This window comes from Paenibacillus sp. J22FR5 (assembly GCF_059691975.1).
The window spans coordinates 78,988-91,830 of sequence record NZ_JCAUAN010000015.1 but is presented as its reverse complement, the minus strand read 5'-3'; the positions used below and the strand labels follow the sequence as shown (position 1 = coordinate 91,830).

The following is a 12,843-nucleotide window of genomic DNA, read 5'->3' as shown; positions in this document are numbered from 1 at the left end:
CTGCACTTCATAGAATCAAGGTCATAATGACGCCATCCATATTATTTCCTGTCAAGTAATAGGAACGATTTGCTGGCACTTGAATCGTCTTCGTTTGCGAAATTGAATAATAAAAAATCTCGTACTTCTTCCCATTAACACTAGTCGAAATAGTCTTCTGTTGCTTCAAGTAATCTAAATATTGCTCCAACGTTAAATTCTTCTGCTGCATAATCACACTATGCGGTAAACCCACATAGCGAAAATGCCAGGGTTCGTACTGGATGCCCGTGATGGACGTTTTGTCCTTGGGGTAGCGTAAAACAAACCCGTAGTTGGACGCGTTCTTGATTAACCAACTACCTTCTGGTGCTTGACTTATCTCACCTTGTGTAGAGCCAATATCTAGGGCTAAACCTAGGTTATGTTCACTGTGACCAGCCGGTAATGCATAATCTGAACCCATTTCTTTATAAAGCTGACTTTGCTCTTTACTGTCTCGGTATCCACTGTTAATCATAAAATGTCGAACTCCAGCTTTTTCAGCGGCCCCGATCATCACTGTAAATGGTTGTACCACACTTTGAGATAAGCGAATTGTATTATCCAGTAGCCCAAATCCTTTTACCAATTCTTTATGTTGAAAAAGATTGACCACATCCGATTGGCTTCCTCCTTGATGAACCGGATAGTCCTTATTAATTAAGACAAGATTTCCTTAGTAAATCTGATCTTTGGTCACATTTATCGCCAAACTCTTTCCTGGGGAAGTCACCTCATAAGCTATATCGTCTTCTTTCCCTACATCATTTTGAACGACATCTGAATGCTGCTGAATAGCCTCATAGCCAAGCAGCGTTAGTATGACAAGCCAAAAAAACCACTTCTTCATCCTCTGTTTCCTCCTAACCCTTACTTGCATTTAGGATAAAGAAAACTTTTAAAAAAAGAAGTGGGACAAATATAATATTTTTCTTAAATTTTTTTCAGATCGGTAATCTAACTTCGAAAAGTGTACGGATCACATTACTTTGCACGGTAATCGTTCCCTTGTGTTGCTCCACAATATTCTTCGCGATGAATAAGCCAAGTCCTGTACTCCCGCCTTGATGCGTTCGAGCTTGGTCACCCGTATAAAACATTTCAAAGAGATGAGGCTCCTGTATGAAAACAACTTGTTGTTCTTTTGTTTACAATTCATTCCTATTATAACCGATTCAGAAAAAAACAGCTCTGCCTGGACGAAGTAAAAAAAAGCTGCAAGTGGCAGCTTTTTCGGGAAAATTCTTAAGCCTAACAGAGTCTTACATTATTTGCGGCTACATTATTTTTAAAAAGGAGTATAAGATAGACTGGCGCTAAACGAGAGTTGGGTAATATCAGCTGCTGAGGGATTAGACGCTACATTCGTCCTTATACGAATACCAATACGATCACCCGCAACCACACCTAATGATCCGAGATTTATATTGGTTGCTGTATAGAAAGTACTGGCAGTAACCGTATTACCAGGACCTCCAAAAGTAAGTGAGCTAGTCAGCGGAGTTGTCACGTAAAGTGAAGCAAGATGACTAATCCCATTATTAGGAGATGATGGTGCTTTGAAAACTGTAAAATCATATACAAGAGGTGTCACATTTATAAAAGCCACTGAAGCAACCAATAAATCTGCGCTTATTTGTAAATTTTGAACGGTTCCCGCAAAGGGAATAGGGAATGCAAAACCACCTGCTTCTGGTGGCATAGTTGATTCTCCAGAACCATTAATAACTTCAACCGTGCGATTACCAAAACCCATTAAAATTGGAGCAGCTGATACGACTGTAGCACCACTGAGGATGATACCCGTTGAAAATGGAATTAATCCTCCAGCACCCGCTGGTCCTGTAGCTCCGGTTACTCCCGTAGCTCCCGTTGATCCTGTTGCACCCGCTGATCCGGTTAATCCGGTTGGCCCTGCTGCACCTGCTGTCCCCGTTGCACCCGCTGGACCTGTTGGTCCGGTTGGTCCTGCCGCACCTGCTGTCCCCGTTGCACCCGCTGGACCTGTTGGTCCGGTTGGTCCTGCCGCACCTGCTGTCCCCGTTGCTCCCGCTGGACCTGTTGGTCCGGTTGCTCCCTCTGGTCCTGTTGGTCCCGGTGGACCACCCGCTGGTCCGGTTGCTCCCGTTGATCCCGTAACTCCTGTAGCTCCTGTTGCTCCTTCTCCCGTAGCTCCTGTTGCACCCGCTGATCCTGTTGGTCCGGTTGGCCCTGCTGCACCCACTGTCCCCGTTGCACCCGCTGGACCTGTTGGTCCGGTTGCTCCTGCCGTACCTGCTGTCCCCGTTGCTCCCTCTGGTCCTGTTGGTCCAGGTGGACCACCCGCTGGTCCTGTTGCTCCTGTTGGTCCTGCCGCACCCGCTGTTCCCGTTGCTCCCGTTGATCCTGTAGCTCCTGCACCTGTAGCTCCTGTTGCACCCGCTGCACCCGCTGTTCCTGCAGGTCCCATAGGTCCCATAGGTCCTACTGGTCCTGCTGTTCCTGTTGTTCCTCTTGGTCCCATAGGTCCCATAGGTCCTTCTGGTCCCTGTTGTCCCTCTGCCCCTTGGTGACCTCGCGGACCTTCTGGCCCTTCTGGCCCTTGGTGACCTCGCGGTCCTTCTGCTCCTTCAGGCCCTTTGTGACCTCGCGGTCCTTCTGGCCCTTCTTTCCCTTTATGACCTCTCGGTCCCTCTGGTCCCGTTGCTCCCGTAGCTCCTGCTGGTCCAGTTGCTCCTACAGCTCCAGTTGCTCCTACAGCTCCAGTTGGTCCTGATGGTCCGGTTGCTCCCGCTGCACCTGCAGGCCCCGGTGTCCCCGCAGGGCCTTGAGGCCCTCTTGGTCCTTCTGGTCCTGGAGGTCCTGGGGGACAATTACTTTTCCCCATACTATTCTCATCTCCCTATTTTCAAACGTATTTCATCATATTAAAAGCCTAAATAGATAGACACAGTAAATGCCTAACAATTTAATAAAAGTGGAAAATAAAGCTAAAAATTGAACAAAACTTAGTTCTATTATGTGATTGTCCCATACCAAAATGACCGCGCTAGCATTATTTATTAAGATGGATTGATGGCCAGGGAGTGATAAAAATGGACAAGCGCCCTTTAATAGGTATTATGGTAACTAATAGGAATAGTAGAAAAAGAATTTTGGATATTTGTCAACGTTATCAAAATCAAAACCTGAGTCTTTACACTTTCACTCCAGCAGATATACGTTGGAAAAAACAACGTATTATTGGACTTAGCCTGAAAAACGGCAAATGGATACAACGATTGTTCCCTTTCCCTCGTGTCGTCTATAATCGTTGTTTCAACAAAGAAGCAATTACCATTCAACACCTGGAGAAAATAATAGGAAAGCATAAGTGTTTCAATACTATTAATCATTTTAATAAATGGGATCTCTACAACCAACTACAACAATCAAATCTTTCGCAAATTGTACCCGACTCATTCCAATATAATGAAGTTAAAATATCAGAACTATTAGACAAACATAAACTTCTCTTTATTAAGCCTATTTATGGATCTAAAGGGGCGTCTGTCTATCGAATTGAACGTATGGATAATGAAGATATTCACATTTCCTTGCACAGCTTAGCTCCAAGAGTTATTTGCAGGGAAAATGAAAACATTCAGGAAAAGTTAGATGAACTTCTCGGACTTAAGGAATACTTTGTCCAGCAAGGAATTCGTATGCGTCAACTCGATCGTCAATATTTTGATATCCGGGTCCTTGTTCAAAAGGGTCTTCTTGGTGAATGGATGATTTCCACTATCACTTGTAGAGTGGCATACGAGGGTTACTTTAACACGAGTATGTGTGAACACGTTTATGATGTAGCAGAAATTCTCCCGCGACTATTTTCGCCTGAAAAAACGAACGAAATCCTACAATCTCTGAATGATGTAAGTGTTATGGCCGCACATGAAGCAGAAACTCTTATGGGTTCATTGGGAGAACTGAGTGTGGATTTTGTATTAGACGAAGAAAGTAAGCTATGGATTATTGAGTTAAATGGAAAGCCCCAAAAAACGATATACAAGGATCTTAAGGGTTTTAAACATAAAAATCTGATTTATCGTAGACCCATGGAGTATGCTTATTATCTTTCTCAATCATAAAAAAACCGATCGCATCGAATTAAGCTCGACGAGATCGGTTTCATTAAGTTAAACATATTCCGAGACTAACGGACTCACTTGTACCGCGCATACCTTGAAGCCAGGCATTTTGCAGGTTGGATCGAGCGCGTCATTCGTCAACTTGTTGACGTTCTGCGTATCGCTCCAATGCATAGGCACAAACACTGTGTCTTCGCGGATAGCTGTACTGAAACGGCTACGCACATAGATTTCGCCGCGTATGGACGTCAGCTTCACGAGAGTGCCTTCTTCGATGTGGTATTTTTTCGCTGTGTTCGGATGGATCTCCACGAAGGATTCCACATCCCGAGCGGCTAACGAAGGACTTTTTCGGGTTTGCACACCTGTTAAATATTGCGTGAGTACTCGACCCGTGGTTAGATATAGCGGGTAATCCGCACTGACCTGTTCTTTGGGCAAATGATTCTGCACGGCAGTCAGCAGCGCCCTTCCCTCTGGAAGTGGAAATGAGGCTTCGAATAAGCGTTTAGCACCTGGATGCTCTTCCTCTGGACAAGGCCAGTAGACGCCTTCTTCTTTCCGCAAACGATCATAGGTAATGCCATAGTAGTCTGCCGTTCCTCCACGACTAGCTAGGCGGAGCTCGTTGAAGATATCTTCGACATCTGTAAATGGAAAGAATTGACCTCTACCCAGCTTCTCAGCTAGCTCACAAAGAACCTGCCAATCATGCTTGGCTTCACCAGGCGCAGGACGACCTGCTTCTCTTAGAAGGACACGTCCTTCGAGGTTTGTCAACGTTCCCGCGTTCTCCAGATACGCGGAAACCGGCAAAATCAGATCAGCTAGCTGCGCCGTTTCAGAGATCAAGAAGTCTGCAACGACGAGGAAATCAAGCTTTTTCAACCCTTCTTCAACGAAGTTGGCATTCGGGTTCGACACGAGTGGATTTGAGCCCATGACGAATAGCGCACGTATCTCCTGTTCGTGAACCTTCTCCATCATTTCGTAGGCAGAAACACCCTTGCCAGGCAGCTCATTAGGATCGATTCCCCATACATTCGCGATGTAGGCACGATCCTCCGGATTTTCAATGAGGCGATAGCCTGGAAGTTGGTCCGCTTTTTGACCATGTTCTCTTCCACCCTGTCCGTTCCCTTGCCCTGTAACAGCGCCGTAACCGCAGCCAGGCTTACCGATTTTACCAGTCAGCAGCACAAGATTTAGGAAATTCCGAACCGCCATATGTCCATCTGTCTGCTGTTCAACCCCTCTTGCGGTGAACACCATACCTGTAGCCGCTTCGCCATAGCTTAGTGCTGCTTGACGAATCAACTGGGCTGGCACGCCTGTTAATTCAGCAATCTCACTCATTTCGAGTGAATCTAGATGTACCTTCAATTCAGCAAATCCCGTAGTCCGTTCCGCTACGAAAGCTACATCGATCAATCCATCCTCAAGCAGAACCTTGAGCATGCCATTTGCCAAAGTCGCATCCATCCCGGGCTTTACTCGTAAATGAATATCCGCGATACGTGTTGTGCCGGTTTCCCGCGGATCGATGGCAATGATGAAGGCACCCTTCTCTTTTGCTCTTGTAAAATAAGGCATGAGCGTCGGTTGGCACTCTGCTATATTCGTTCCCGCCAGTACGATACAGTCGGCTAATTCAATGTCCGATAATTGGTTCGTTAACCCACGATCGATCCCAAATACTTTGACACCCGCTGATGCCGCCGCCGACATACAAAATCTTCCGTTATAATCAATATACTTCGTTTGTAGCGCTACACGAGCGAATTTACCTAGTAAATAGGCAGATTCATTCGTTAGCGAACCGCCCCCATACAGACCCACCGTGTGGTTGCCATATTCCTCACGGAGTGCGTTAAACTTACTTGTGATAAGTTCATACGCATCTTCCCATGAAATACGTTCAAACTGACCATTCCTTTTCACCATCGGATGAAGAAGACGTTCACCGGTAAGCACATGCTGGTAAGCGTTCATCCCCTTGATACAGAGGCGCCCTTCTGAAGCCAAATTTGGTTTTGGAACAATGGAATATACGGACCGTCCGTCAGTATTACTCTTATCTTCGATCACCTGCATTTTGCACTGCACACTACAGAAAGGGCATTGCGTATCTATCACATGTAAAGAACCAGTAACTGCTTGTTCTTGCTCAACGAATGGACTCATAAGCTCACCTTGCCAATGCAGCTGTAGGCTGCGGATTTACTTGCTGCTGTTCCGTAAACATCATTTCTACGTTCATTCTTGCAATTAGCTCCGTACGTAACACGAGATCAAATAGTCCTTCTCGAAGCAGTGTAATACCTTTGCGTTCAACCCATTGCCCCGTTGTTTCTCCATAATTCGCTTCTTCCCGATACCATTGCAAGAATGCAGTAGATAGCTCTAGGGCCGTCTCTTCTATTGGCTCCATACAAAGTAACTCGGCTTGACGAAGCTTCGTTCCGCCACTGCCTCCTACATAGATTTCCCAACCACCCGGAACACCTACAAGACCTAGATCTTTAGTAAGCGTACCTGCACGGTGCAACGGACTTGCGGAAACAGCAACACTTACTTGTGCTGGCATTTGCAGCCTTTCCAATCGACGCTCGAGAATTACGCCCAAACCAATCGAATCTTTAAGAGCACTTCGATCGTAACTAATGCCTGAGCACGTGGAAACTGATTGTATTATTCTACCATAGCTTGGTGCAGTCGATACTGACTGTCCGATCTCAGCACCGATAGAGTTAACTTGCCCTGCTTCAATGCCGAGCAGATCCAGATGCGCCCCGCCTGTTAGCTTCACTAAAGGAATGTGATACTTATCTATCACATCTGCAAGAAGTCTTAATTGTTCGGCGCTTGTGACGCCACCGTACATGCGCGGCGTGATGGCGTATGTGCCATCGGCGAGCATGCTCGCTGCTGAATCTGCCCCAGCAGATTCAGCACGAACTGTGTCGGCCATTGCACCTAGCGTCTGGCCGATGTAATACTGCAAGGCCGGACGGCACACTGCGCAGCCGTCCGCCTTGTTCCAACCCAGCGCGCTCATCGCTTCGTGCGCCGTCTCAAATCTTGCTCCGCGCACAGCGTCGCGCAGCTCGTCATGGCTGTGCGTCGTACAGCCGCACACGGTTTCCTTCGGCGCTGCCGGCGCATCCTTGCTCTGCAAGGCTAGTTGCAGCATCGCCGAGACGAGCGGCTTGCAGCCACCGCAAGTGCTTGATGCCCGCGTGCAGGCGCGAACATCCTCAACGGTTGCGCATCCGTTGTCACGGACCGCATCGAGGATGCCACCCTTCGTTACACCGTTGCAGGAGCACACGGTCGCTGTAAGAGGTAGCGAAGCCGCATAAGCTTCATCTGCTCCGCCTCCGGCTGCCGCTACTTCCTCCAATACGGATACATCCGCCTGTTGTTTAATATAGCCGAGCAGCTTGTTGCCCTCACTGCTATCGCCGAAAAGGACGGCACCTACGATTTTGTTATCACGCACAGCGATCTTCTTATAGGTGTTTTTGATGCCATCTATCACTTTAAGTGAAGTCGTAATCTCGGAATCACGAATTTCTCCAGCAGAGAATACTTCTACGCCCGATACTTTTAATTGTGAGTACAGAATCGACCCTTCGTAACCTTCGGTCTCCATCCCGCATATTTTCTTCGCCAGTACTTTGCCTTGCTCATACAAGGGAGCAACAAGACCATATACCATATTGCGATGCTCGGCACATTCCCCGACCGCATAAACCCCTGGCACATTCGTTTCCATGTAATCATTGACCATGATCGCACGATTCGTCTCAATACCGCTGTCTGCCGCAAGCTTAATGTTCGGGCGTACACCGACCGCAATGACGATCAGATCTGCCTCTACTTTGCTTCCATCTTTAAATAGAAGTCCTTCAACTCGTTTTTTACCGATTATTTTCTCGGTCTGCTTCTCAAGCAGAAATTTCATCCCTTGCTTCTCCAACTCTTTACGCAGCATGCCTGCTGAGGTCGGACTCAGTTGGCGCTCCATCAAATAGTTGAATATATGAACGACATGGACTTCCATCCCCAGATTAAGCAAGCCGCGAGCCGCCTCTAATCCGAGTAGGCCGCCGCCGATGACAACAGCTTTCTTATATGATTTGGAAGCCTCCACCATTTTATTGCAATCATTAATATCGCGGAATGCCGTCACACCCGGTTTATCTGCACCTGGCAAGGGAAGCATGAACGGCAATGAACCTGTGGCAAGAATCAATTGATCGTAGTCAACGGTCCGCCCCTTTTCGCTCACTACTTTGCGTTTAGCGGTATCAATGCTAATCACGGAGTCCCCGGCATAAAGCGTAATCCCTTTATCTTGATACCACTGCCAATCATTAATGGTAATATCATTCACCGTTGTACTGCCCTGAAGCACCTTCGATAACATGATGCGATTATAATTGGGATGCGGCTCACTGCCGAATATTGTGATTTCGAAACGATCTGGCGCAAGTGCTAGAATTTCTTCTACACAGCGAACGCCGGCCATACCGTTACCTATTAAGACAAGTTTCTGTTTACCCATAACTCATTGACCTCCACATTCCCATGCTGAAGTTCCGTTGTTCGTATTCGTAATTTCCTCGATGGTTTATGCCATTGTGCTTTGTTTGTTCATCACCATACGTCTGGTTGCAAGATTCATCCAAAGACAAGCGCAGGCGAATACCATAAGCAAGACGAAGCCCAACGTATAAGCACCTGACAAATCTTTCACAATCCCTAATACGATAGGCGGGAAAAAGCCGCCTAAACCGCCTGCTGCACCTACAATTCCTGTGACTGCTCCCGTATTCCCGGACGAAACTTCTGGAACCATTTTGAATACTGCTCCGTTCCCTACGCCAAGCAAGGCTGCAGCCACCAGAATACACACACTAAAGGATGTGAATTGGTGCAACGACGCCGACAATGCAATCGAAGTGATAATCATGCCTGTGAATACTACCACGAGTACACGGCGTGAACCTATGCGATCGGCCATATAGCCGCCTAACGGACGAATGAGCGTAGCAATGACAACAAATCCTGCCGTTTTCAGTCCTGCATCTGTAGCCGTCAAATGAAATAAATCCTTGAGAAATGTCGGCATGTATGCGCCAAATGCAACGAAACCACCGAAAGTTAGAAAATAAAAAAATGATAAATACCACGTTGATTGATCCTTTAACACAACCATTGATTGTTTGAAGGTCTTTCTTTGGGCTGGAGAAGGTAAATCCTTGGTTCCGATCCAAAAGATGGCTGTCACAATCACGATCATGATCGCCAGGCTCCAGAACACCCACTGGAAACCGTAATGATTAAATACGAAAGGCAATGAAAAGTTCGCAGCCGCACCGCCTAAGTTACCAAGTCCAGCTAATCCAAGTACAAGACCCTGCCTCTCAGGTGGAAACCATCTCGATACATAAGTAAGGGAAATGGCGAAAGTCGTTCCCGCCATCCCAATAAATAGAGCGCAAAGCAGCAGCATCCAATACGTATGCACGTATCCGGCGAGCAGCAACGGAATCGTTAGAAACAGCATTGTAATTGCAAACACGCGTTTACCGCCGAAGCGATCTGTATAAATTCCCATCGGGATTCGCAGAATCGAACCCAGCAGAACTGGCGTTGCGATTAGCAGACTTTTTTGAATGGTGCTTAACTGAAACAATTCCTGGATTTGACCAGCAATCGGTGAAAAAACGCTCCAGATCACGAAGCATGCCATCATGGCTAATGTAGATAATCCTAAAGCAAGTCCTGATCCATTATGTCGCATGATTCGGTACTCCCCCTTACTAAGATGCCAGGATACTTTCTTCTGAAATATGCAAATACATCTCTCCGCTCGCATCCTCTATCTCTACCTCGAATTTCGCAACGCATCCATCATCTGGCGCTTGAACGAGTCCGTTGTGCAGATCTATTTTCCAATCATGCAGGGGACAAAATACATGATGATCACACACAATGCCTTCAGAAAGCTTACCCGCTTTGTGCGGGCAGCGATTTTCAATGGCTTTGATGACTCCGTCTGATAGCTTGAACACGGCAATTTCTAAGTCGCCAATGCGTACAACACGCGATCTTTTTACAGCAATTTCTGAAATATGGCCAATGTGTACCCGTTTCATATGCATCATCCCTTCTATTTCAAAATCGACGCCGCGGATTGTTCTTCCATGGGTGTAAATGTTTGGCGTAGCGCCTTTTCTTCAATGATCTCTTTCCATGGATCTTTCATTAGAGATAATGCTTTATTAATGCGGTCATTAAAGGCAGCGCGATCTTCGCTTGACGCCAATGTAGTTTTAATAGTGTCTAGCCCTACGCGTTCCAACCACTCCGATGTGCGCTCATTGTACTTCCCGGTTTCCCGATAGTATTGCAGGTAAGCGCCAGACCATTCAAGCACTTCCTCTTCCGTTTTTACTTTGCATAAAAGATCAGTTCCACGCAGCTTCGTTCCTCCGTTACCACCAACATGGAGTTCCCAGCCGCCATCAATGGCGACAACGCCGAAATCTTTGATTGTCGCTTCCGCACAATTACGCGGGCAACCCGAGACAGCCATTTTAACTTTTGCCGGTGTATATAGGCGCTCGAATTTCTTCTCAAGCTGAATGCCCATACCAATGGCATCTTGCGTGCCAAAGCGGCAGAACGTGGAGCCCACGCATGTTTTCACCGTACGAAGCGACTTGCCGTAAGCATAGCCTGAAGGCATATCTAGATCAGCCCACATACCAGGCAGGTCTTCCTTCTTCACACCGAGTAAGTCGATACGCTGACCGCCTGTCACTTTAACGAGCGGCACTTCATATTTCTCTGCGATCTCAGCAATTTTCTTTAAGTCCTTCGGTGTCGTCACGCCGCCGTACATTCTCGGAACGACGGAGTACGTTCCATCCTTCTGGATGTTCGCATGATTGCGCTCGTTCACAAAACGAGATTCTCTTTCGTCCTCATGCTCTTCCGGCCACACCATACCCAGATAGTAATTCAATGCTGGACGACACTTGGAACACCCTTCTGTATTGGACCATTCGAGAACGTTCATAACTTCTTTCGTTGTCGTTAGTTGCATGGTACGAATCGCTTCAACAACTTCATCACGCCCGAGCGTTGTACACCCACAAATACCTTCCTTTACGGTTTTCACACCGTCTGCACCAAGTACGTAAGTGAGCACATCGGCTACAAGCGGCTTACAACCTCCGCAAGAAGCGGATGCTTTGGTACATGCTTTGATATCATTAACGCTGGAGCAGCCTTTTTCTTGAATCGCCTGTACAATGGCGCCTTTAGAAACACCATTACAGCCACATACGATTTCATCTGCGCTCATGCCCGCAACTAAATCAACACCAGACTTCGCCTTGCCTCCTCCTTCACCAAGGAGTACGGTCTTTTCTTTGCCTGTTACATCCTCGCCATTGCGGATCATTGCAAATAGTCTAGAACCATCGCTGATGTCACCGAACAAGACGGCCCCGATAACTTTCCCATCTCGAATGACAACCTTCTTATAGATGCCTTCGAAATCGTCCTGTACACGAACAGCACGAGTACCCGGTTTATCTGCATATTCGCCTGCTGAGAATACATCAACACCTGATACTTTGAGTTTCGTGGATACAACTGAACCCTGATAGCCATCCGTACCAACACCCGCTAGTCTCTTAGCAAGAACAGCACCTTGCTCATATAGCGGAGCAACCAGACCGTATGCAACACCACGATGTTCTGTGCATTCGCCTATCGAGTATATATTCGGGACACTCGTTTCTAGGAAATCATTGACAACAATGCCTCGATTGATTTCAATACCGCTGCTTTTCGCAAGCATAATATTTGGTCTTATCCCAACAGCCATAACAACGAGATCAGCTTCGACTTCCGATCCATCCGTAAAACGAAGTCCTGTTACACGTTTTTTTCCTAGAATGGTTTCACTATTTTTCTTGAGCAGAAACTTCATCCCTTGGTGTTCCAGTTCTTGCTGCAGCAGTAAGGATGCCGTTCTGTCGAGTTGGAGATTCATTAAGTATTCATTAATGTGAACGACGGAAACTTCCATATTCAGGTTCAGCAATCCGCGTGCTGCTTCAAGCCCGAGTAGACCGCCACCGATAACTACCGCTTTTTTGTAATTCTTGGCTGTTTCCATCATCGTCTCGCAATCTTGTATATCACGGAACGCGATCACACCTTCCTTGTCTGCCCCAGGCAGCGGAAGCATGAACGGCAGCGATCCTGTCGCCAGAATCAGTTCATCATAGGATACCGTGATTCCAAGGTCTGTACTGACGAGCTTGCGATCCGTATCAATCTTGTTAACGGTATGACCGGTATGCAAGGTAATGTTGTTATCCGTGTACCAGGACCAATCATTAATAACGATGTCCTTCATATCAGCATCTCCGGCCAAAACTGATGAGAGCAGGATACGATTATAGTTAGGATGCGGTTCTTTCCCAAAGATCGTGATTTCGTATGAGTTTGGAGCAAGTTTTAGCAATTGTTCGAGACAATTAACACCAGCCATGCCATTTCCAACCAAAACTATTTTTTTCTTCATCCAATTTCACGCCCCCACTCGATATTACATAACATCATGCGTCATATAACATCTAAATTGTATGATAATAATCTCATATAAAATTTAATGTAAAAT

At 46.7% G+C, this 12,843-nt stretch carries 7 protein-coding genes and 2 pseudogenes; 1 reads left to right on the top strand and 8 read right to left on the bottom strand.

Annotated elements, in window-relative coordinates; all coding sequences use genetic code 11:
- Positions 1-7 precede the first annotated feature (7 nt).
- From AC58P7_RS19295 to AC58P7_RS19285, 3 genes and pseudogenes are all read right to left on the bottom strand, one after another.
- Positions 8-871, bottom strand: a pseudogene (locus AC58P7_RS19295) (M15 family metallopeptidase).
- 94 nt (positions 872-965) lie between these two features.
- Positions 966-1,136 (bottom strand): annotated as a pseudogene (locus AC58P7_RS19290) (ATP-binding protein); the annotation flags it as partial.
- A 173-nt stretch (positions 1,137-1,309) separates the two neighbouring features.
- A complete protein-coding gene (locus tag AC58P7_RS19285; protein WP_497345662.1) occupies positions 1,310-2,887 on the bottom strand; it encodes a hypothetical protein in 1,578 nt (525 codons plus the stop codon).
- A 208-nt stretch (positions 2,888-3,095) separates the two neighbouring features.
- Here AC58P7_RS19285 and AC58P7_RS19280 point away from each other — a divergent pair, with 208 nt between their 5' ends.
- Positions 3,096-4,133, top strand: a complete 1,038-nt coding sequence (locus AC58P7_RS19280; protein WP_497345660.1) for a YheC/YheD family endospore coat-associated protein — start codon at positions 3,096-3,098, stop codon at positions 4,131-4,133.
- Between the two features lie 48 nt (positions 4,134-4,181).
- Here the strand turns inward: AC58P7_RS19280 and nasC are convergent, their stop codons facing one another.
- The 5 genes from nasC to nirB (AC58P7_RS19255) form a co-directional block, all read right to left on the bottom strand.
- Positions 4,182-6,317: an assimilatory nitrate reductase catalytic subunit NasC gene (nasC, locus tag AC58P7_RS19275; protein ID WP_497345658.1), complete on the bottom strand. Its 2,136-nt coding sequence runs from the start codon at positions 6,315-6,317 to the stop codon at positions 4,182-4,184.
- Positions 6,318-6,321: 4 nt separating this feature from the next.
- A complete protein-coding gene (gene nirB / locus AC58P7_RS19270) occupies positions 6,322-8,703 on the bottom strand; it encodes a nitrite reductase large subunit NirB (protein ID WP_497345656.1) in 2,382 nt (793 codons plus the stop codon).
- 66 nt (positions 8,704-8,769) lie between these two features.
- Positions 8,770-9,945 (bottom strand): MFS transporter, encoded by a 1,176-nt coding sequence (locus AC58P7_RS19265; protein ID WP_497345654.1) that lies wholly within the window; start codon positions 9,943-9,945, stop codon positions 8,770-8,772.
- A gap of 19 nt (positions 9,946-9,964) precedes the next feature.
- Positions 9,965-10,300 (bottom strand): nitrite reductase small subunit NirD, encoded by a 336-nt coding sequence (gene nirD / locus AC58P7_RS19260; RefSeq protein ID WP_497345652.1) that lies wholly within the window; start codon positions 10,298-10,300, stop codon positions 9,965-9,967.
- 14 nt (positions 10,301-10,314) lie between these two features.
- A complete protein-coding gene (nirB, locus tag AC58P7_RS19255) occupies positions 10,315-12,747 on the bottom strand; it encodes a nitrite reductase large subunit NirB (RefSeq protein WP_497345650.1) in 2,433 nt (810 codons plus the stop codon).
- Between the last annotated feature and the right edge of the window lie 96 nt (positions 12,748-12,843).